Raw genomic sequence first — 21,521 nt, 5'->3', positions numbered from 1 at the left:
GAAATACAGATAGATACAAAAAAATTATTATAAGAGGTGAAATTATGAACAAACAACATTTAATCGCATTAGACTTAGACGGCACTTTATTAACAGACAACAAAATAATTTCCACTCGAACGAAACATACAATTGCAAAAGCAAAGGAACAGGGACATATTGTTGTTATTTCAACAGGACGTCCATTCCGTGCTAGTTATGATTACTATAAAGAACTTGATCTTAACACACCTATCGTAAACTTTAACGGCGCTTACGTACATCATCCTCTTGATTCAAACTGGGGAACACATCACTCTCCTCTTGAGCTAGCAACAGCGCAAGAAATTGTCCGAGCTTGCTTTGATTTTGGCGTAAAAAATATATACGCGGAAGTAATGGACGATGTGTATGTTCGTGAAATTGATGAAGATAAAAAACATATTTTCGAATTCGGCTCTCCTAAGATTTTTACGGGAGACTTATTAAATATTTTAAACGATCATCCAACTTGCTTATTAATTGACGCACATGACGAGCATTCTACTGCAATTCGTCAACATTTAACCGATATGCATGCGGAAGTAATCGACCATAGAAAATGGGGCGCACCTTGGCCGATTATTGAAATTGTGAAAAGCGGATTAAATAAAGCAGTTGGATTACAAAAAATTTCTAGTCATTACAACATTCCACAAGAGCGCATTATCGCTTTCGGTGATGAAGATAATGATTTTGAAATGATTGAATTTGCTGGTCACGGCATCGCAATGGGAAATGCCATCCCTGAATTAAAATCACTCGCAAACCATACGACGTTAACGAACGAAGAAGATGGTATTGCTTTATATTTAGAAGAGGTTCTTGGGTTGTAATCTAAAAATTCCCTACTTATAGTTTCCTGCCAAATGTCCATACTATAAGTAGACGCATGAGACATCGCGTCGATTGTTTTCAGCTAAATAAAGGGGGTTTTTCGAATGGGTAAAAAGAACAAATCAAAACGTTTTATCCAACAAGGAGCCGATGCTGTTATGAAGCATGATGCAAGATTCCCGTACAGAGGTACATTAGCTGAGGCAGAAAAAGCAAGAAGTAACTCTTCTTTTGGAGGGGTTTAAATGGGGAACTTACTATTCCAACAAGCTAGAGATGCTGTTGAAAATGCCGTATCTTGTTCAAGCGGTACTGAGCAACAAGATCTCGTGTATAGAGCAAAAAATGCTTTGCAATCCGCTTACGCAAACTCTTCAACTGCTGAAAAAGTTCAGCTCCGTGAAATGCAAGAGCAATTGCAAAACATTACGAATTTACATTAAAAAAGAGGACCAACTTTGGTCCTCTTTAATCTTTCCGAAACAATCCGAACACCCCAACTGTTTGCAGTATATTTGTAAATGCACCTGGGTCCACTTGTTTAATAATCCTCTCTAATTCGTATAACTCATAACGAGTAATAACCATCATTAACATTTCTTTATTTTCATTCGTATAAGCACCTGTTGCTGGTATCGTTGTAATCCCTCTTACTAATCGCGAGTGAATCGCCTTTCTTACATCTGCCCCATTCTTCGTAACAATTAATGCTGTAATCTTTACATGACGAGTATGAATTGCATCAATAATTCTCGTTGATACATATAAAGTCACTAGCGTATATAACGCTTTTTCCCATCCATATACATAGCCAGCAGCGATAATGATAATTGCATTAAAAAAGAAAAAGTATGTACCGACAGGCTTATCTTTTATTTTTGATAAAATCATGGCGATAATATCTAATCCACCTGTAGAAGCACCCCACTTTAAAGCAATCCCTACTCCAATTGCCGAAATAATCCCGCCAAAAATCGCATTTAATATGATATCATTCGAAACCGCTCTAACAGGGATGATTTCTAGAAACAGAGTCATAAATATAACACAAAGAAAACTAAAAAAGGTGAAGGCCTTTCCAACCTTTTTCCACGCTAAAATAACGACAGGAATATTAAATAAGCTAAACAATACTCCCGTAGATATGTGAATCGATAAAAAATCACCTAATATTTGTGATAATAATTGAGACAATCCAGCAAAGCCGCTCGCATACACTTTTGCTGGCGTTAAAAATAAATTCATCCCAATCGCGTTTAATAAACCTGCGATGATTACAACGATTAACTTCTTTATAAGTTCAGTATAATTCAACTTCAAATCCATTTCGAATCCACCTTTACCCTTCATAAATGCACCGCTATACATAGTCTTTACGAAAAAGGAAATGATAAACGTACAACGTTTAGAAATGGAGTTGATACATATGCCACATACGAGTGATAACGACAAAAAAGCACGTGATAATAACGCAAAACGCACACAAAAAAATGAGCAAGAGCAAAAAAATATTCAGCAAGGTAAACGTGCATACTCTAAAAAGACCGATCACCTTTGATTCCATCGTACATCAACAATTATGTTGATGTACTTTTTTACATTTTAAAGGAAAAAACATTAAAAATTCACTTCATGTTCACTTCTATATTCTACAATAGCGATAACATATTCGGATGAGGTGTTGGCATGAGAGGGAAACATATTTTCATTATTACTGCACTAATAAGTATATTGATGCTATCTGCTTGCGGACAAAAGAATGGCTCAGCTACAGTCGCTACAGCAACAGACTCCACCATTACAAAGGATAACTTCGAAAAACAATTGAAAGATCGTTACGGAAAAGACATGCTATACGAAATGATGGCACAAGACGTCATCACAAAAAAATATAAAGTACCTGATGAAGAGGTAAATAAAGAAGTAGAAAAAGTAAAAAAACAATATGGAGATCAATTCAAAAAAGTATTAGAAAATTATGGTTTAAAAGATGAAGAGGATTTCAAAAATCAAATTAAGTTCAAACTTGCTATGAATGAAGCGATTAAGAAAAGCATTACAGAAAAAGACGTAAAAGACCACTATAAGCCAGAAATTAAAGCGAGTCACATTTTAGTAAGTGACGAAAATGAAGCGAAAGAAATAAAGAGTAAACTAGATGCTGGTGCTTCATTTGAAGAATTAGCAAAACAAGAATCACAAGATCTGCTATCAAAAGATAAAGGTGGAGACCTTGGATACTTCAATTCAGGTACAATGGCTCCTGAATTCGAAACCGCTGCCTACAAACTAAATGTTGGACAAATTAGCAATCCCGTAAAATCATCAAACGGTTATCACGTTATTAAATTAACTGATAAAAAAGCTTTAAAGCCTTATGATGAAGTGAAAGACTCTATTCGCAAAAACTTAGAGGAAGAACGTACTGCTGATCCTGTATTCAGCAAAAAATTGTTACAAGAGGAATTAAAAAAGGCAAATATTAAAATAAATGATAGTGATTTGAAAGATACGTTTACTCTTGTTTCTCCGCAAGGAAATTAAAAAAAAGCACAACCTTATCTTTTTACATAAGGTTGTGCTTTTTAATCTTCTATCTTATTTCTTAAAGTAAGTCCAACCTTCTTCTTGGTAAACCTTTTCTTCTTTCATCAATTTACCAAGTGCGCGCTTAAATGCAGCTTTACTCATGTTAAAGCGTTCTTTAATATCTTCCGGATGGCTCTTATCCCAAAACGGCATTGCTCCGCCTCGTTCTTCCATATATGCATAAATTACTGCAGCATCGTCTTCCATTCCTTCTTCTTTACGAGGAAGAAGTGAAATGTTAATTGTACCGTCATCTTTTACGTCAATAATACGTCCTGTTACACGCTGACCGATGCGGACTTGTTCTTTTCTTTCTGTATGGTGTAAGAAAGCACGGAAATGCTCATCAGTTAGTACGAATGAACCGACTTGAAGCGAACGATATACACGTCCATTTACGTTTTTATTACGCATAGATGGCGTTGCATCTACGATAATTTCTTGCATATCACTGTCTCTTGCCGGAAGAGCAATTAAACGATCACGATTCGTTAATTTTAACGTACAATATAATTCGTCGCCTACTTCTGGCCATACTGGCATATAAATCGGGAACTCATCAGCTGGAATTAGTATATCTTTTGACACACCAATATCAACAAACACACCTAAACTAGGAATAACTTCTACAACCTTTACCCAGTTCCAGTCATAAGTTGTAATAATTGGTTCCTTCATTGTTGCTGAAATACGATTTTGGTGATCAAGGTATAAGAATACATCAATCGTATCGCCTTCTTCAATTTCTCCAGCTACTTCGTTTTTATGTAGGAAAATTTCTTCTTCTTCATTCCCAACCATATATCCGATTTCTGTTTCGCGTAAAACAGTTACCTGTTCAATCGATCCTATTTGCAAATACATATTTTTTAATTCCCTTCTATATATATAAAATTATCTTTTTTATCATTCCAAACAAAAGTTAATTATAACATGATTTTTCCTGTATTTGTCCAACTGCCCAAAATTCACTATAATAAAATGAGGTTACATGAATATAAGTACGAAAACACTTAAGTCTAGACTCGTTTTCAGCTATACTTTAGTATGTACAGTACATAACAAGATTAGAAATTTATTTGGAGGTGCTAACTATGGCAAAAGATAGTTCTTTTGACATCGTTTCGAAAGTAGAATTACCTGAAGTAACAAACGCAATTAATATCGCATTAAAAGAAATCCAAAACCGATATGACTTTAAAGGAAGTAAAAGTGATATTAAATTAGAAAAAGAAGTACTTGTTTTAACTTCTGATGACGAGTTTAAATTAGAGCAAGTAAAAGACGTTCTTATCTCTAAACTTGTAAAACGTAACGTTCCAATTAAGAACTTAGATTACGGAAAAGTTGAAGCTGCAACTGGCAACACTGTTCGCCAACGCGCAACACTTCAACAAGGTATCGATAAAGATAACGCTAAAAAAATTAACAACATCATTAAAGAAATGAAATTAAAAGTAAAAACACAAGTACAAGATGATCAAGTACGTGTTACAGCGAAAAGCCGTGATGACTTACAAGCAGTAATCGCAGCTGTTCGTAGCGCTGATTTACCAATCGACGTACAGTTCATTAACTACCGCTAAAAAGAAAACTCCTCTTAATTAGAGGAGTTTTTTGTTTTGTAGAGACAATATTCCGAGAACAAACCATAGAAAAATGGTGTATGCGGTGAAAATCACTAAGTGAACAGAGTCTAACCATACGAATACTTTACAAGTGAGCGCATGATTAAACTAGGCCTTATTGTAGAATTTGTTTTATACATGTATTTAGCAGACCTTATTGAAAATAAGAAAAATATACCTTAAGACGTTTCCCCTTCAATTTGAATTACTTTTCTTAATAACCACATCCTGGGCCAAAGTCATCTTAAAAATCGCTGTAACTCATAATTCCTCTCCCCGCCAAAACGTAACAATTTATGAGTATAAGAATATTTCCCAACCTTTAATGTAATGTAAAATTAGTAAGGATCTAAAAAATGTTAATTAAAAAAGAGTTAGAAGTGGTTTTTTGAAGAAATTAATATTATGGTTTTTATTAGCCACATTCTCCCTAAATACTGTAGGATGTTCTAATAATACGAATACACTAACGGATAAATCTAACTGTATCAACAAAGCTTGGTACAAAAAAAATATGTCATGTAATCATTTAAAAAACATTAAATAGTTAATGATAAAGATCTAAAGAAAAGACACCCCAAAGTACCTTCCTCCGACTTGAACCAATAATATTCGGATGGATTTAAAAAGAAGCCTACATCTTTAATAAAGATGCAGGCTTCAAAATAAAAAAGTACGCTAAAGCGCTAAGTAAACTCTTATTCAAAAATTTATATTAAGCACTAATATTTTAGAAGCAAGTTTATAAGTATAAAACCTACAGAGATTTCCCCTGTAGGTTTTATTATATTTCAAGTGATTTCCAAATGAATTATGAGTGACTTTTTTCAGTTTGGTTTTCAAAATATTTTTCTTTAACCATTTTTATCAGATTTTCTTTTTCTGTTAGTTCAAATATAAATAATGCTTTTTTCATGTTATTTGCAACATCTTCTTCATTAGGTTGTTTAAGTTTCAATAAATTCCAAGCTTTTCCATAGTATAATTCACCTAGTAAATATAAAGTATTTAGATTAATAGCTAGTTTGATACCCATATCATTGTATTTTACTGCCTCTTCATGTTGATTTGCATGACCTAAAATTTTTGCTAAATTAAAAATAATTTTCAATTTAATTTCTTTATCTCTAGGAAAATCTAACTTATTAAAATTAGTTAAACACCTTCTTAATATATTAATACTTTTTTCATATTCTTTATTTTCCCCATGAAATATAGCAATTGTCTGCATAATATCTATTTCTCTTTCTGATAAAAAATCAGAATTAGTTACAGTTAATTTTAATGCATTATTTAAAAAATCTAAAGCAGTTTTTATTGATTTATCCACCATAAATATAGCAATCGCTTCATGCCATATTAAAAATTGTTTATCTTCTGTTGATTGGAAGTTATTTTCGTTTTTCTCTTTTTTCACTATTTCATAAAGTTCTTTGTATTGTTTTTGCTTTAAGCAATCTTTTATTACGCATTTTACATTTTCTACATATTTTAATTTTTTGTTTTGAGTTAATGCAAATATATTATTTGGGTCAATACCAAGTCTTTCTGATAATTGATATAACAATATACTAGATGGATAAATCACACCTTTTTCTATTTTGCTAATTTGACTTTGCGAACATATTCCATGACATAATTCGGATTGTGATATATTTTTTTTAATTCTAAGCTCTTTAATGGTAATACCCAAATCGTAAAACTCCATTTTCCCACCTACTATTTAGCACTGTATTAGTATAAGAGTATTCTCTAACTTTTAATGTAATGTAAAATTAATATAGTTGCAATTATTGATTGCTTCAAAGATTCTTCCCTATCGGTGCTAACACAAAAAACAGGTTAGGAAGAAAATCCTCTTCCTAACCTAGCCCTCCTCTCACTAGGGACGTTTTCATTCTCACGTCGTTTCTCTTAAGAAATTTCATATCAACAGAATAACACTATTGCCCCGCCGAACAAACTTACAAATACAATAAGAAGACATGAACATAGAGCGAGTAATTTCTCATCTCATCTACGCTTCCTTTTAACTGCAATTAGAAACGCAATAAATAATACATTCACACCAACGATTAAGGAGATAAATAACCAATTCACACCTGTTTCTCCGTTAACTTTATACACGTTTGATTCTTCACGTTTTAAAACGAGATAAAACTTTCCGTTTTCCTCTCTTATAATTTCATCCTGTAACAATCCTCTTAACTCTTGTTTTTCACCAATTGCACTTGCAGGTAAGGAGACTTTTTGTGTTTCTTTCGTATTATTAATTGCTACTAAAGTTACTTCATCTTTATATTTTCGTTTTAGTATGCTCATCCCGCTCTTATCATACAGAAGCTCAAACGTACCGCGTCGTAAAGACGGTCTCGCCTGCCTAATTTCACCTAGTTTTGTTATGTGCTGCATAAATTTTTCGTCTGACTTAAAATCCATTAATCGTCTATTATCGGGTACACTTCCTCCATCTAATGCAATTTCCGTTCCGTAATAAAAATTCGGAATCCCAGGTGATGTTAACAAATAAGTAAGCGCCAGTTTTAAACGTGATGGCGGATAATACATATTTTCTTTTGCAATACGCGCATATCTTTTTGTTTCTTGATCATCTAAAAACGTAACAAATTCCCCTTCTTTTTTACTCACATCGTATAACGATTTCACCGATACATCCGCTTCGGAAAACGATTCTACGATTTTTTCGTTGTATTCGCTATCCTCCTTTGTCATAATACGAAAATCTTTCTTTATCACTTGCATATCTTTTTGCGCGTTATCCCAAAAGGAACGCGGCTTTTTTTCACTATGTATAACATAACTTCCGTCTAAATCAACTTCTTTTATCCACCATTTCATTGCGTCAATTACCTGTCGTTCGTTTTCTCCAAGCGGAAATTGAAATACAACTTTCATTCCTTTTGCATGAGCTTCTTTTACAAGTTCTTTCACATCATTGTCTGTCCCGAAATGTTCATTTACCTTTTTAAAATTTCGCACGTCTAATCCATCGTACTTTCCACTTTCAAAAAGCGGCGAAAGCATAACGGTAGTAAAACCCATTTCTTTTATGTAATCCAACCTTTTTATAATTCCTCTTATATCCCCGCCTTGATACCCTTCTAAATTACCAACTTCTAATTGTTTGTCATTTTTCGGTTCTCCATTATTGAAGCGATCAATCATAATGGAGTATATAACTTCATCTTTCCACTCTCTTTTTTCGTCTGCAAAAGTATGTATTGGTACAAACAAAACAAAAGCTAAGCAAAAACAAATGAATAGTTTCCTAGTCCGTATTTTTCCCACACGCATCCCCCAAGTTTTTAATTGTAAGAATATTATACCAATTATCCAAGAGAAACGCATATGTCGATTTCAATCCTCACAAAATAATCTATGTTATATTTTCTAACATCATGTATATATTTTTCTGAATTTTTAGTTGATTTTTAGTTCTTTTTCGAATATGATATGAAACATAACAAAACGATGTTATTTTTTCTAACATTATAGGAGGAGAGCTCATGAATATGGGAGATACAGTTTTTATGTTTGTGACGACAGTAATGGTCATGTTGATGACACCAGGATTGGCACTTTTTTATGGAGGTATGGTTCGCAGCAAAAATGTACTCAGTACAACGATGCATAGTTATAGTGCAATGGCTATCGTTTCGATTCAATGGATTGTTATCGGCTATTCTTTATCATTCGGACCAGATTGGCACGGGCTTATCGGTACACTTGATTGGTTCGGTCTAAACGGAGTTACCTACGCACCAAATCCAGACTACTCATCTACTATTCCTCACAATTTATTCATGATGTTTCAACTCATGTTCGCCATTTTAACTCCAGCTTTAATTTCAGGTGCATTTGCTGAAAGAATGCGATTTTCTGCCTTTCTTATTTTTATCCTTTTATGGACAACGATTGTTTACAATCCTGTCGCTCATTGGGTATGGGGCGTCGGCGGGTGGCTAAGGGAACTTGGTGCACTAGACTTCGCTGGCGGAAACGTCGTTCACATCACTTCCGGAGTTGCTGGTCTTGTATTAGCTATTTTCCTCGGAAAACGAAAAAACATAAATGGTTCTTCTCCTCACCATTTGCCATTTACAATGTTAGGCGCAGGCTTATTATGGTTTGGCTGGTTCGGTTTTAACGTCGGCAGCGCATTATCCTTAAACGACGTAGCTTTAACTGCATTTATTAATACAAATATAGCCGCTGCTGCCTCAGCATTAACTTGGATGCTTTCAGAGTGGTTCTTCCAATCAAAACCGACTGCGATGGGAGCTGCTTGTGGCGCCGTTTCCGGTCTAGTCGCTATTACACCAGCTTGCGGGTTCGTTACACCTTTCTCAGCTCTTCTTATCGGAGCAATTGGCGGCGTATTATGCTTCGGAGCGGTCTTTTTCTTAAAAACAAAATTCGGATACGACGATACACTCGATGCATTCGGATGTCACGGCATCGGTGGAACTTGGGGCGGTATTGCGACAGGATTATTTGCAACTACTGCCGTAAACGGCGATGGCGCTAACGGATTATTTTACGGAAACGCCTCGCTGCTGTTGAAACAACTTGTAGCGATCGGCGCAACATATGCGTTCACAATTATAATGACGTATGCCATTATTAAAGCAATCAACTTCTTCCTCCCTGTCCGGGTAGATGAGCACGAGGAACATATGGGACTTGATATTTCGATGCATGGGGAGAAAGCTTATGAGTATACTGAGCGAGTGAACTAAAAAAGAGATGCAATCTATTAGTAATAGATTGCATCTCTTTTTTGCGCACCGGGCAACATACCCCACCTAGTATAACCGGAAATATATTAACGGTTTTTTGGATATATCAACGATTTTTCAAATATATCGATTGTTCCTTTCAATATATCAACGTTTCGACACAAGATATCGATTTACCAACAAATTCCAACATAACGAAACTGAAGAATACCCGCGTGTAACTTTACACATAAAAAAGACGACCGAAACCCAGTCGTCTTTTCCTATTTATTTCGGAGCATTTCCTACATATTGCGTAATATCAACATTTAATGCCTGCGCTAAACGCATACCGTATTCTTGATCTGCACGGAAGAAGTTACAAACAGCTAATAATTTTGTGCGTTCATTTACGTCTTTTAAGTCATTTGTTAAGTTTGCAATTAAGTTGTCTTGCTCTTCTTTAGAGAATGAACGGTAACGCTCACCTGCTTGTTTGAAGTCATTCGGTTTGTCAATTTTTTCACGAGATACATAGCCTTCTACTTTCATAGTTGAATCGCGGTAAGCTGGGTCTTCAACTGGATTCTCTGCATGACGGCTCGGTTCGTAGTTGATTGTAGATGGGTTTTGATTCACTTGCATCGCACCATCACGTTGTTGATTATGAACAGCTGCGTATGGGCAGTTTACAGGAATTTGTAAGTAATTTGCACCAAGACGATAACGCTGTGTATCTGGGTAAGAGAATAAACGACCTTGTAATAATTTATCTTCCGATGGCTCAATACCATTTACAGTGGCACTTGGAGAGAACGCTACTTGTTCTACTTCTGCAAAGAAGTTTTTCGGATTACGATTTAACGTCATTGTCCCTACTTCAATTAACGGGAAGCGATCTTCTGACCATACTTTCGTTGGATCTAGTGGATCAAAGTCTAAAGAATCCATTTCATCTAATTGCATAACTTGTACGTGTAAATCCCATTTCGGGTGATTTCCTTTTTCGATCGCGTCGAACAAGTCACGAGTAGCATGATTGAAGTCTTTCCCTTGTACCTCTTGCACTTCTTTCGCATTTAAGTTACGTACACCTTGCTGTGGTTTCCAGTGGTATTTAATATAAACAATTTTACCTTCTTCATTAATCCATTTAAATGAATGGACACCGAAACCTTCCATTTCACGATAACTTGCTGGTGTACCGTAATCAGAAAATACCCATGTCATCATATGTGTAGATTCTGGACTTAACGTCATGAAATCCCAGTAACGATCTGGCGTTTGAATATTCGTATCAGGTGCTGGTTTTAAGGAATGTACCATATCAGGGAATTTAATTGCATCACGAATGAAGAAAACTGGTAAATGATTACCTACGATATCGTAGTTTCCTTCTTCTGTATAAAATTTAACAGCGAACCCACGTGGGTCACGTGCTGTTTCAGGAGAACCTTGACCATGAATAACCGTTGAAAAACGAACAAATACAGGTGTTTCAGTTCCTTCATTTTGTAAAAATGCAGCTTTCGTATATTGCTTCATACTATTTTTCGTTACGAATACACCGTGAGCACCTGCACCACGTGCATGCACAACACGCTCCGGAATACGTTCACGATCAAAGTGTGCAAGTTTTTCTACTAAATGATAGTCTTCTAATAATACTGGTCCACGACGACCAGCTGTACGAGAATTTTGGTTGTCTCCAACTGGAGCACCTTGGTTTGTTGTTAAGCGATTATTTGGATTCATCTAGGGGGATCCTCCTCTTTCTTTCATAGTAATTATTATTTGTTTAAAATTATTATAAACTAATTATTATTCAAAACTAGATCTTTGTCAACTATTTCCTTCACTTTTTTGGAAACAATTTCAGCCAAACAGTCGATAAATGCAGATTGCGCATTCGGCATATTTGGTCTAAAATATTTGGCATTTAATTCATCCGTTACAACTTTACATTCATAATCGTTGTCATATAAAACTTCTAAATGCTCCGCTACAAAACCAACTGGGCAATATATGAAAGATTCGTACCCATGCTCTTCATATAAATCTTTCGTTAAATCTTGCACATCTGGACCAATCCACGGATCTGGAGTATTCCCAGCACTTTGCCAACCGATTGTATAGTTTTGAATATTTGCAGCTTCTGCAATTAAATCTGCCGTATGCTTTAGTTGTTCTACATATGGGTCTCCTGCTGCAATAATTTTTTCTGGCAAACTATGCGCTGAAAAAATTACGACTGCTTTCTCTTTATCATCAATTTCTGTAAACGTTTCTTTTATTTGGTCTGCCCAATACGAAATAAACTTCGGTTCATCATACCATTGTTCAATTGATTCAATAACAGGACCACCGATTTCTTTTGAAAGACGAATAGCACGGTCATTATACGCTTTAATGCTAAATGTAGAATAATGCGCCGCTAATACGATACTAATCGTTTGCTCAATCCCATCACGCTTCATTTCTTCTACAGCATCTTCTATAAACGGAGCAGTATGTTTTAAACCTAAGTAACAAGTAAATTCATACTCTGTAAATATATTATTCATTGAATCTGTTAATTTATGCGCCTGTTCTTTCGTAATTTTTGCAAGCGGCGAAATTCCACCAATCGCTTTATAGCGCCCAATTAAATCTTCAAGCGCTTCTTCTGATGGCTTACGCCCGTGACGGATATGTGTATAATACGTCTCTACATCGTCTAATGATTCTGGTGTTCCATACGCCATTACGAGTAAACCTATTTTTTTCTTTTTCATCTATATAACACCTCAATTTTATAAATGAGAATCTTTTTCAAGAACATTTGTTTCCAATTATAACAAGTAATAATAAGTATGTCAAAATAATAATTCTAATTAAGTATTATTTATAAGGTGATTTTGAATTTTATATGACAATTTCTTTAATAAAAAGCGACTTACATAATTGTAAGCCGCTTTTCCCTTATTCCTTAATATTTACCCCATATTCTTTAAACCAAACATGAATTTGTGCTAAATGAGCTAAAAGCTGTGGCCCAGTCATCAATTGACCAAACCATGGTGTTTGAAATGCACTGCCGCCAGACTGAATCAATCTGCTCAACTGCTCTTTATCAAACAGTTCGTGTAAAATTGAACCTTTATCCGTTAATAGATTTTGAAGCCATACTGTTACTGCTTTTGTATAGTGCGGATTGTGCGTTTTCGGATAAGGACTCTTCTTTCTATATAAGATGTCATGTGGAAGTACACCTTCTAACGCTTTACGTAATAGACCTTTTTCGCGGTTTTTATACATTTTCATTTCCCAAGGAATATTCCACGCATATTCGACAAGACGATGATCTGCAAATGGAACACGTACTTCTAAGCTCGCTCCCATACTCATGCGGTCTTTTCTGTCTAATAATGTTGTCATAAACCATACCATATTTAAATAAAATAATTGGCGTCTTTTTGCTTCTAGCGGACTTTCCCCCTCTAAAATAGGAACTTCTTGAATTGACTCTTCATAGCGCCTTTGTACATATTGTTGTAAATTTAATTTATTTCTCCATTCTTTTTTTAGAAGTTGTTCACGTGCCTCTGTAGAACGCATCCACGGAAATGCACTCGATTGTAAATCATCTTCTCTATAAAACCACGGATATCCACCAAATATTTCATCTGCACATTCTCCAGATAAGCCAACGACAAAATCTTGTTTAATTTCTCGGCAAAACCATAATAATGACGAATCGATATCTGCCATACCAGGCAAATCACGAACGAGTACTGCTTCAGTTAAATACTCTGCTAATTTTTCATTCGAAATGACGCAGCGATGATGGGTTGTTTGAAATGTCTCAGTCATTAAATTAATAAACGGAGCATCTGAATTTGGCTGGAATGCATTCGCTTTAAAGTATTTGTCATTATCTTCGTAATCAATAGAATACGTGTGTAATTGCCCTTTTCCTGATCTCTCATATTCTTTCGCTGCAATAGCTGTAATAGCGCTCGAATCTACACCACCCGATAAAAAAGTACATAGTGGTACATCAGAAACAAGCTGTCTTGTAATCGCATCTTGTAATAAAAAGCGCGTTTTCTCTACTGTTTCTTCAAAAGAGTCTTCATGTTTTTTACTTTCTACATTCCAATATCTCCATATACATAAACCGTTCTTTGAAAATGTCATTGCATGACCTGGACGCAATTCTTTTATACCAGCATAAATACCGTGGCCAGGCGTTCTTGACGGTCCGAGCCCGAATATTTCTGATAATCCTTCTAACGTTACTTCCGCCTTCACATCTGGATGCGACAATATCGCTTTTAACTCCGAACCAAATAGTAAGCGTCCGCTATCATATTTATAAAAAAGTGGCTTTACACCTAATCGATCTCTCGCAATAAATACTTGTTCTTTCTGTTCGTCCCATACTGCAAACGCATATATACCGTTTAAATGATCGACACATTCTTCTTTCCATTCAATATAAGAAGCTAATAATACTTCTGTATCAGAATGACCTTTGAACGTATATCCTCTTCTTAATAATTCCTTTCGAATGTCTTCTGTGTTATAAAGTTCACCGTTATAGCAAATGGCGTAATTCGTTTCACCTTTTAAACAAGTCATCGGCTGTTTACCGCCCTCAGGATCCACAACGATTAACCGCTTATGCCCAAATGCGACATTTCCTTTAATCCAAACTTTATTATCATCCGGCCCCCGTTTCGCTAACGTCTCAGCCATCTTCGTAACGACATCTCTTTCTCCTTCTAATGAGCGTTTATAATCCACCCATCCTGTAATCCCGCACATATAAATCATCCTTCCATCTTATTTCTTTTCTTGAACGTGCAGTAATCCCCACCCTAAGAGTGCGGATCAAAAAAATGAAAAACTTGACGATAACCTACTATCCACATATGGAATAGCATTTTCACTCAGTAAAACGTGTTTTATTGTATGCCCACCTATGTCTATATGTGTCTAGTTATAAAGAATGCACGAACTGTCTATAACAGGAATAACTACTTTTCATAAAGGAGAAATCGTGTATGATACAACGTAAACATATTTTATATAATCAGCCCCGTGCTCATACAGTCGGTAATGTAGAATATATAAACAATGAGTGGGTATTCTTTGATGATGAAAATGATGAAGCGTTTTTATTAGAAGATATTGCCGAAGATGGGTTTGAAATTTTGTATAATAACAATTGGCTACCAGCCCGTTTCTATGAACAAGATGTATTACAAATCGCCAACGAGCAACACCATTTGCAAAATGGTGAAATGATACGTATTCGAAAAAAGTTACTTCTTAGCTATAATGAATGGCTGGAGGAATTACCTGACTCTGTCTTCACATTATTAACCGAATCATTGCAATCACTTCACTACTCTTTATATGATTGCATGTATTGTCATAATTATTTATCTTTCTTACCGCAAGAGGAGTCACGCGAAGGAGTAAATATTCTTTTGTTTGATAACGAAGAAATGATCTGTACACTGCAGCACCATTTCGTCCGTCACACTACGTCAAATAAAAATATGTTCCGTTTTACGAAAGTAAATGGAGAAGAGTTGCATATCGATGCGACATAAAGTGAAACTTTAATCAGTGGGGGAACCCACTGATTATTAGCCTTCACCAATCTGATGTTTACGGGATAAAGTAAAAAAACCACCTTATAATCTCCCAAGTCTTTGAGATCATAAGGTGGCTTTATTTTTTATTAGAATACTTTCCAGCCAATCGGTAATTTCAGCCCAAGGTAAAATACTGCTACTAGCGCAACAATAAATAAGCCCCAAACCGCCCCTGTTGGTTTGTTTTTGCTCATTTTCACAAGAACCATTTCCATTCCACCGATAACTAAAATACCAGCTAACATTTTTAAGCCATACCACATGTGCATGCTACCTGTTGCTGTCTTCACAATACTCATGTACAACATGATGCCTGTCACAATAATAATGATATACATTAGGCGAAGCCCCATATGTACACCTTTCCCTTTTCTTCCTGCTGAATAAAGTGAATACGCAACGAAGAATAAAATTAAACCTAACGCCCATGCTGTAATATGCATATGTACCATCGTATCCCTTACCTCCTCTTTTCACACTTTTTCACTCTATATGATAACATGTTCATTTATTTTCAGGAAATGTTTCGCTTTTTTACATTTAAATGATATAATATTTAGAGTATTTACAAACTTCTTGTAATAACAAAAGGGGGAACAATCATGATTCAAACTAAGGATATTATCGAACTTACAGACACATACGGAGCAAATAACTATCACCCACTTCCAATCGTTATTTCTAAAGCAGAAGGTGTTTGGGTAGAAGATCCTGAAGGAAACCGCTATATGGACTTATTAAGTGCATATTCTGCAGTAAACCAAGGTCATCGTCACCCGAAAATTATTAACGCTTTAATTGACCAAGCTAATCGTGTTACGTTAACTTCTCGTGCTTTCCATAGCGATCAATTAGGTCCTTGGTACGAAAAAGTTGCGAAACTAACTAATAAAGAAATGGTACTTCCAATGAATACAGGTGCTGAAGCTGTTGAAACTGCAATTAAAACAGTTCGTCGCTGGGCTTATGATGTGAAGAAAGTGGAAGCAAACCGTGCTGAAATCATCGTTTGTGAAGATAACTTCCACGGACGTACAATGGGTTCTGTTTCCATGTCTTCAAATGAAGAGTACAAGCGTGGATTCGGTCCAATGCTTCCTGGCATCGTTGTAATTCCTTACGGTGATTTAGAAGCATTAAAAGCCGCAATTACACCAAACACAGCAGCATTCATTTTAGAGCCAATTCAAGGTGAAGCAGGAATTAATATCCCACCAGCTGGTTACTTAAAAGAAGCTTTTGAAGTATGTAAAAAAGAAAACGTTTTATTTGTAGCAGATGAAATCCAAACTGGCTTAGGCCGTACTGGTAAAGTATTTGCTTGTGACTGGGACAATGTAACTCCTGACATGTACATACTTGGTAAAGCACTTGGCGGCGGTGTGTTCCCAATCTCTTGCGTAGCAGCAAACCGCGACATTTTAGGTGTATTTGAGCCAGGTTCTCACGGTTCTACATTCGGTGGTAATCCACTTGCATGTGCTGTTTCTATCGCGGCTCTTGAAGTGTTAGAAGAAGAAAAATTAACAGAGCGTTCTCTTCAATTAGGTGAAAAATTAGTTGGGCAATTAAAAGAGATTGATAACCCAATGATCACTGAAGTTCGTGGTAAAGGTTTATTCATCGGTATCGAATTAAACGAGCCAGCTCGTCCTTACTGTGAACAACTAAAAGCAGCTGGTCTATTATGTAAAGAAACACACGAAAATGTAATTCGTATCGCACCACCTCTAGTAATCTCTGAAGAAGATTTAGAGTGGGCATTCCAAAAAATTAAAGCTGTATTATCGTAATGATAGAGAGGTTGTCCGACATGTTGGGACAACCTCTTTCTTTTCATATTCATTTATATTAAGATGAAATTGTAATTTTCTGTATTTTAAAATCGTAAAGGAGGTGCGACATGCTATTAAGATATGGTAAACATATTAACTATTTAGCTACAGCTTTTATTTTAGTTACATTCTTTGGTTTCCTACTTTCCACAACATGGCTTCATTACTCAACTCCTACTACACTCACACTACTGAAAGCATCATTTTGGACTGCTGTTATTCTTACTATCATTGGTTTTGGACGAGAAAAAAGCGCACTTACGGTTATACTATTTGGCATTTGTACACTTGCATTCATTGGTCTTTACACTTTTGCCGTTATCGATTACCTCTATAACCCAAGGCCATAAAAAAGAGCTATCTTTTAACAAGATAGCTCTTTTCTTTATTTCACTACATTTCGTAAAGTACCAATTCCTTCTACTGTAATGACCACTTCATCACCAGCATGTAAAAACTTCGGTGGTGTAAAACCTTTTCCGACACCAGCCGGCGTTCCTGTTGCGATAATATCGCCTGGTTCTAAAGTCATTCCTTTACTTATCGTTGAAATAATTTCTTCTATTGAAAAAATCATTTTATTTGTGTTAGAAGTTTGCCTTACTTCTCCATTTACTACCGTTTCAATGTGTAATGCATTCGGCGCATTAACCACCGATTTATGAATTAAATACGGTCCCATCGGACAAAATGTATCGAAGCTTTTCCCAAGGAAAAACTGTTTATGTTTTCTTTGAATGTCTCGAGCTGTTACATCATTTATAATCGTATAACCAAAAACATGCTCAAGCGCTTTTTCTTTTTTTATTTGCTTCCCTCGCTTACCAATAATGATAGCTAATTCTCCTTCGTAATCTAGTTCGTCCGTTGCATGAGGGTGACCATTAATTTGCTCATTTATGCCAATAACTGTTGTTGGTGCTTTCGTAAAGATCATTATATTTTCTGGAATAGACTCTACTCCGCCCATTTCTACCGCATGCTCACGATAGTTTTTTCCAACGCACAAAATATTCTTTCTTGGCCTTGGAATCGGCGCTAATATTTTCACCTCTGTTAACGGATAATACGCCGCTTCCCCGTTCTCTTTTGCCCAATTTACAATTTCACATACTTTCTCAAAGCATTCAGTTCCTCTTTCAATACACTCTAACATTGTAATAGGGATTGTAACCTTTTCCCCTTTTTGTCTTTGCGCTTCTCTTAAGTGTAATACCTTTTCTTCTTCTTCATCTACAATACCTACAAATACCTTTTCTTCTTTCTTCGCCGTTACAAAACGCAATATTTCCACTCTCCATCCTAAAACTCATACCCTTTAATTGTATTCGCATCCGCAAGAAAAAAACCTTCTCATGCACGCTAATTTTTACAATATTCTTCTCATCCCCTATTCGTTACCCCTTTATCATTTGGCATAAAATGTAGAAATTTTACTTTTTTTAGCGAATGCATTTCTTTTTTATGAAGTTTTTGTATAATATGTACTACATATATACTAAAAATTTCATTTAGAGATGGAGCCGATTTCAATGTTTGAGCAAGCGATTGAAAAAAAACGTGAAAAAATGATTTATTTTGCTGAACGCTATGGAATGACTTCTCAAAAAACAGTGGATTGTAGCCAAGAACTGGACAGGCTCTTAAATGTAATTTGTCATGTACATACGGATTTACACCCTAATCAAACATTCAAAACACACACGCAATAATGCGTGTGTTTCTTTTATTTCAAAAAAATACACATTTTATTGGAAACGCCCATACAATAGTAGAAAAGAAAATTTTAAAAACGAAGGGTGTTTTGTATGCCAGCTATGGTCGGACATATTCGTATCGTCAATATTGGATCAAGTGGTATTTTTCATATTGGAGATGTATTTGCGATTAGGCCTATTAGTTACTCACGTGCTTTCGCCGGGGCCGGCTCTTTCAACGTTGGAGATAATGTTTCTGTCTACAATTATCAAAGTGCAACGACTGTCAACGATTCAGATGTAATCGATCAAGCGATAATTGGCTCAACTTAAAGGAGGCAATTGCATTGAATTTTTATGTAAACCAAAGTATCATCATCAACAGTATTAAAATTGATAGCATTACAACCTCTTCTGTGTTCCAAATTGGTACTGCCGGAAGTATTAAAGCCCTATCTAAATTTTCAAATACGGGCGGATTTACGGAGCCGCTTCGCCCATTACAGGCGAAAGGACAAATTATTTCTATCAAACCATCAACTAGTTCTTCTTAAGACATCCTTGTCATAAATATATAGCAGGAATATTTTTACCCTCCCTATTGAAAAGGAGGTTTCACAAATGAATCAAGATATATATACTTACTTACACCAACTTCAACAAGCTCTTCAAACACAACAAGCAGCCATCTTGAATTTAGAAGATCAAGTGCGCCAACTCCAAGAAGAGCTTAACGAATTAAAAAATCGCCCCTCCTCTTCTGTAGGAAAAGTGGAATACAAATTCGATCAATTAAAAGTCGAAAATTTAAATGGTACTTTAAATATTGGTTTAAACCCATTTTCAGCAAAAGGACAACAAATTGAAGATTTTCAAGTGGATACAGAAACATTGAAGGTAAACCCTGAAACCGAAACAAACCCAGACTTTTATCAAGGTATCCTCCAAGAAATGCATCGATACTTAGATGAAGAAGCATATAATCGTATTCTCCATTTTGAACAAGAAGAGAGAACACCGCTTGATGAAATGTATCGACAAATGATGGTGGATGACATAAAAAAACAGATGGAGCATCGACTCCCTTATTATTTATCACAAGCGCAATCATATGAAGGTATTTCAACAGATCCAGATTATTTACGAGATATCATTATTCAGGCAATGAAACAAGATATTGACAAAGCCTTTCTCTCCTTTATTCAGCACATACCGGGAAATTTTCGAAAGGAGTAAGTATGTATGAACCTTAACGTTGTAAACCGTGAGTTAAAAGTCGGACAGATTAAAATGAACGGTGTATCGTCGTCCGCACTCTTTTTAATTGGAGATGCAAATCTCCTCATTCTATCTTCTATTCTCGATACACCATTTGAAACAGTTACAGAGGGTCCATTTGTACCATTAGTAACAGATGTCCCTCCTACTCCAGGTTAAGGAGACTGAAAAATTATGTTGCATCATGTGTCCATTGTCCAAAATGTTTCTATTATTTCTTTAGGGATTACTGCCGTATTTCAAGTTGGAGATGCAAACCAAATGGAATTAAAAAGTAGAGCTATTGCCGTCCACCGTGAAATTCCTTTTTATATACGGGGAGAAGGTCGCTTTGATGCTTTTGAAATCTTTACAGATGAACACATTACAATTCCAAAACGAACGACAGATGTAAAATTAAATATTGTAAATGAATGCCCTTTTATTGAAGTGAATAACGTTGAATTGCGGACACTTTTAAATTCTGGTTGCTTTCAAATTGGAAATGTTGATTATGGTTTTAATAACTCTCGTATTATACAAATCCGCCAATATATTACGGATGAACCTTCCGCACAATAATTCATATAGTAATTAAAAAGCTTAGTAAAGTAGGTGGATAGTATGCCTTCAGTTGTAGGAAATCTCGTCGTGCAAAACAGTAACGGCTCTTTCAACTTAGGAGATTTTTATAACGTATCTCCGAAAGAAAACACGAAAGCCTATAACGGATCTGGAGCTTCCAATGTTGGGTTTGTCGTGAATACGTTTAACGGTGTTAGTGCAACGAATACATTTGATTCTGATGTGGCAGATCAAGATCAGATTGGAACAGCGTAAAAAAAGTAGGAGATATTCTCCTACTTTTTTCTTTTATGTAATTCAAAATTATTAAAATGAAATTTTAATAAGCAAGAGCTTCACTGTCCACAAATAGTGGTATAAACACGTAAGTAGTGAAGAGACACTATTTCATTTTATTTAAATGATAACCCACTCTCCTCCAAAGCCTTCCTAAGCTTCGGCAAAGACGCAGGTCCCATACCATGCAGTTTTAAAATTTCTTTTTCACTATATTTTGAGAGTTCTTCTACAGTTTGAATTCCACGGTGCTCTAATGCCCTTCTTGCTGGCGCTGAAAGAAGAGAGAGAAAACCTTCTTTTGGTTTTCTCTCTTTCTCACAGACTGGGCAAGTTGGACAATCGCTACTTTTATAGTACTCGTGTCCCTGTTCACAAGTTCTTAACGTTTTTTCCGTTACCATTTTCAAGC

General features: G+C 35.6%; 27 protein-coding genes. 17 read left to right on the top strand and 10 right to left on the bottom strand.

Annotation, left to right across the window (positions count from 1 at the left end; all coding sequences use genetic code 11):
• Positions 1–44 precede the first annotated feature (44 nt).
• From M1D73_RS05900 to M1D73_RS05890, 3 genes are all read left to right on the top strand, one after another.
• Positions 45–854, top strand: coding sequence for a Cof-type HAD-IIB family hydrolase (locus M1D73_RS05900; protein WP_001041232.1), 810 nt, complete (start codon positions 45–47; stop codon positions 852–854).
• A 105-nt stretch (positions 855–959) separates the two neighbouring features.
• On the top strand, positions 960–1,100 hold the full coding sequence (locus M1D73_RS05895) for a hypothetical protein (RefSeq protein ID WP_000516816.1): 141 nt from the start codon (positions 960–962) through the stop codon (positions 1,098–1,100).
• Positions 1,101–1,298 carry a DUF3813 domain-containing protein gene (locus M1D73_RS05890; protein WP_000527407.1) on the top strand — a complete coding sequence of 66 codons (198 nt, stop codon included), beginning with the start codon at positions 1,101–1,103 and terminating at the stop codon, positions 1,296–1,298. It abuts the gene before it with no gap.
• A gap of 25 nt (positions 1,299–1,323) precedes the next feature.
• Here M1D73_RS05890 and M1D73_RS05885 read toward each other — a convergent pair whose 3' ends face one another.
• A complete protein-coding gene (locus M1D73_RS05885) occupies positions 1,324–2,181 on the bottom strand; it encodes a YitT family protein (RefSeq protein WP_000364431.1) in 858 nt (285 codons plus the stop codon).
• 100 nt (positions 2,182–2,281) lie between these two features.
• On the opposite strand from M1D73_RS05885, the gene M1D73_RS05880 reads away from it, so the two are divergent.
• Positions 2,282–2,413 carry a DUF3941 domain-containing protein gene (locus M1D73_RS05880; RefSeq protein WP_001120851.1) on the top strand — a complete coding sequence of 44 codons (132 nt, stop codon included), beginning with the start codon at positions 2,282–2,284 and terminating at the stop codon, positions 2,411–2,413.
• 128 nt (positions 2,414–2,541) lie between these two features.
• Positions 2,542–3,399 carry a peptidylprolyl isomerase PrsA gene (gene prsA, locus M1D73_RS05875; protein WP_001214214.1) on the top strand — a complete coding sequence of 286 codons (858 nt, stop codon included), beginning with the start codon at positions 2,542–2,544 and terminating at the stop codon, positions 3,397–3,399.
• Positions 3,400–3,453: 54 nt separating this feature from the next.
• Here prsA and M1D73_RS05870 read toward each other — a convergent pair whose 3' ends face one another.
• Positions 3,454–4,308 carry a CvfB family protein gene (locus tag M1D73_RS05870; protein ID WP_000281262.1) on the bottom strand — a complete coding sequence of 285 codons (855 nt, stop codon included), beginning with the start codon at positions 4,306–4,308 and terminating at the stop codon, positions 3,454–3,456.
• Between the two features lie 230 nt (positions 4,309–4,538).
• Between M1D73_RS05870 and M1D73_RS05865 the strand changes: the two genes are divergently transcribed.
• Complete coding sequence (locus M1D73_RS05865; RefSeq protein ID WP_001040149.1) at positions 4,539–5,030, top strand: YajQ family cyclic di-GMP-binding protein; 492 nt, start codon at positions 4,539–4,541, stop codon at positions 5,028–5,030.
• 853 nt (positions 5,031–5,883) lie between these two features.
• Here the strand turns inward: M1D73_RS05865 and M1D73_RS05860 are convergent.
• Both M1D73_RS05860 and M1D73_RS05855 read right to left on the bottom strand, forming a co-directional pair.
• On the bottom strand, positions 5,884–6,780 hold the full coding sequence (locus M1D73_RS05860) for a helix-turn-helix domain-containing protein (RefSeq protein WP_000397889.1): 897 nt from the start codon (positions 6,778–6,780) through the stop codon (positions 5,884–5,886).
• Positions 6,781–7,085: 305 nt separating this feature from the next.
• Entirely contained in the window at positions 7,086–8,441 is a 1,356-nt protein-coding gene (locus tag M1D73_RS05855) for an alpha-amylase family glycosyl hydrolase (RefSeq protein WP_048519521.1), read from the bottom strand.
• A gap of 158 nt (positions 8,442–8,599) precedes the next feature.
• Between M1D73_RS05855 and M1D73_RS05850 the strand changes: the two genes are divergently transcribed.
• Positions 8,600–9,832: an ammonium transporter gene (locus M1D73_RS05850; protein ID WP_001055855.1), complete on the top strand. Its 1,233-nt coding sequence runs from the start codon at positions 8,600–8,602 to the stop codon at positions 9,830–9,832.
• Between the two features lie 267 nt (positions 9,833–10,099).
• Here the strand turns inward: M1D73_RS05850 and katB are convergent, their stop codons facing one another.
• The 3 genes from katB to asnB all read right to left on the bottom strand — a co-directional run bounded on the left by katB (position 10,100) and on the right by asnB (position 14,620).
• On the bottom strand, positions 10,100–11,566 hold the full coding sequence (katB, locus tag M1D73_RS05845; protein ID WP_121868123.1) for a catalase KatB: 1,467 nt from the start codon (positions 11,564–11,566) through the stop codon (positions 10,100–10,102).
• 59 nt (positions 11,567–11,625) lie between these two features.
• Complete coding sequence (gene hemH / locus M1D73_RS05840) at positions 11,626–12,585, bottom strand: ferrochelatase (RefSeq protein ID WP_481158004.1); 960 nt, start codon at positions 12,583–12,585, stop codon at positions 11,626–11,628.
• A gap of 187 nt (positions 12,586–12,772) precedes the next feature.
• Positions 12,773–14,620, bottom strand: coding sequence for an asparagine synthase (glutamine-hydrolyzing) (gene asnB / locus M1D73_RS05835; RefSeq protein WP_481158003.1), 1,848 nt, complete (start codon positions 14,618–14,620; stop codon positions 12,773–12,775).
• Between the two features lie 239 nt (positions 14,621–14,859).
• Here asnB and M1D73_RS05830 point away from each other — a divergent pair, with 239 nt between their 5' ends.
• On the top strand, positions 14,860–15,414 hold the full coding sequence (locus M1D73_RS05830) for a DUF2777 domain-containing protein (RefSeq protein ID WP_000616046.1): 555 nt from the start codon (positions 14,860–14,862) through the stop codon (positions 15,412–15,414).
• A 131-nt stretch (positions 15,415–15,545) separates the two neighbouring features.
• Here M1D73_RS05830 and M1D73_RS05825 read toward each other — a convergent pair whose 3' ends face one another.
• The gene (locus M1D73_RS05825) at positions 15,546–15,911 is read right to left on the bottom strand and encodes a YisL family protein (protein ID WP_121868122.1); all 366 of its coding nucleotides are present in this window, start codon (positions 15,909–15,911) and stop codon (positions 15,546–15,548) included.
• 150 nt (positions 15,912–16,061) lie between these two features.
• Here M1D73_RS05825 and rocD point away from each other — a divergent pair, with 150 nt between their 5' ends.
• Together rocD and M1D73_RS05815 are read left to right on the top strand one after the other, a co-directional pair.
• Entirely contained in the window at positions 16,062–17,252 is a 1,191-nt protein-coding gene (gene rocD / locus M1D73_RS05820; protein ID WP_000616658.1) for an ornithine aminotransferase, read from the top strand.
• Positions 17,253–17,362: 110 nt separating this feature from the next.
• Entirely contained in the window at positions 17,363–17,644 is a 282-nt protein-coding gene (locus M1D73_RS05815; protein ID WP_000926857.1) for a hypothetical protein, read from the top strand.
• A 35-nt stretch (positions 17,645–17,679) separates the two neighbouring features.
• On the opposite strand, the gene M1D73_RS05810 is transcribed toward M1D73_RS05815, so the two are convergent.
• Complete coding sequence (locus M1D73_RS05810) at positions 17,680–18,579, bottom strand: fumarylacetoacetate hydrolase family protein (RefSeq protein ID WP_001213071.1); 900 nt, start codon at positions 18,577–18,579, stop codon at positions 17,680–17,682.
• A 247-nt stretch (positions 18,580–18,826) separates the two neighbouring features.
• Between M1D73_RS05810 and M1D73_RS05805 the strand changes: the two genes are divergently transcribed.
• The 7 genes from M1D73_RS05805 (at position 18,827) to gerPF (ending at position 21,088) form a co-directional block, all read left to right on the top strand.
• Positions 18,827–19,006 (top strand): aspartyl-phosphate phosphatase Spo0E family protein, encoded by a 180-nt coding sequence (locus M1D73_RS05805; protein ID WP_000462841.1) that lies wholly within the window; start codon positions 18,827–18,829, stop codon positions 19,004–19,006.
• Between the two features lie 96 nt (positions 19,007–19,102).
• Positions 19,103–19,324 carry a spore germination protein GerPA gene (gene gerPA, locus M1D73_RS05800; RefSeq protein WP_001111187.1) on the top strand — a complete coding sequence of 74 codons (222 nt, stop codon included), beginning with the start codon at positions 19,103–19,105 and terminating at the stop codon, positions 19,322–19,324.
• A gap of 14 nt (positions 19,325–19,338) precedes the next feature.
• Complete coding sequence (gerPB, locus tag M1D73_RS05795) at positions 19,339–19,545, top strand: spore germination protein GerPB (protein ID WP_001012508.1); 207 nt, start codon at positions 19,339–19,341, stop codon at positions 19,543–19,545.
• Between the two features lie 67 nt (positions 19,546–19,612).
• The gene (gene gerPC, locus M1D73_RS05790) at positions 19,613–20,227 is read left to right on the top strand and encodes a spore germination protein GerPC (protein ID WP_001070760.1); all 615 of its coding nucleotides are present in this window, start codon (positions 19,613–19,615) and stop codon (positions 20,225–20,227) included.
• A 6-nt stretch (positions 20,228–20,233) separates the two neighbouring features.
• The gene (gerPD, locus tag M1D73_RS05785; RefSeq protein WP_001052807.1) at positions 20,234–20,428 is read left to right on the top strand and encodes a spore germination protein GerPD; all 195 of its coding nucleotides are present in this window, start codon (positions 20,234–20,236) and stop codon (positions 20,426–20,428) included.
• 15 nt (positions 20,429–20,443) lie between these two features.
• Entirely contained in the window at positions 20,444–20,830 is a 387-nt protein-coding gene (locus tag M1D73_RS05780; RefSeq protein ID WP_000902324.1) for a spore germination protein GerPE, read from the top strand.
• 42 nt (positions 20,831–20,872) lie between these two features.
• A complete protein-coding gene (gerPF, locus tag M1D73_RS05775; protein ID WP_001141566.1) occupies positions 20,873–21,088 on the top strand; it encodes a spore germination protein GerPF in 216 nt (71 codons plus the stop codon).
• 137 nt (positions 21,089–21,225) lie between these two features.
• On the opposite strand, the gene M1D73_RS05770 is transcribed toward gerPF, so the two are convergent.
• Positions 21,226–21,513: an RNA polymerase alpha subunit C-terminal domain-containing protein gene (locus M1D73_RS05770; RefSeq protein WP_000255728.1), complete on the bottom strand. Its 288-nt coding sequence runs from the start codon at positions 21,511–21,513 to the stop codon at positions 21,226–21,228.
• Between the last annotated feature and the right edge of the window lie 8 nt (positions 21,514–21,521).

Source organism: Bacillus sp. PK3-067 (genome assembly GCF_056738645.1).
Note: the sequence above shows the minus strand (reverse complement) of the source record. Positions and strands in the feature narration are given on the sequence as shown.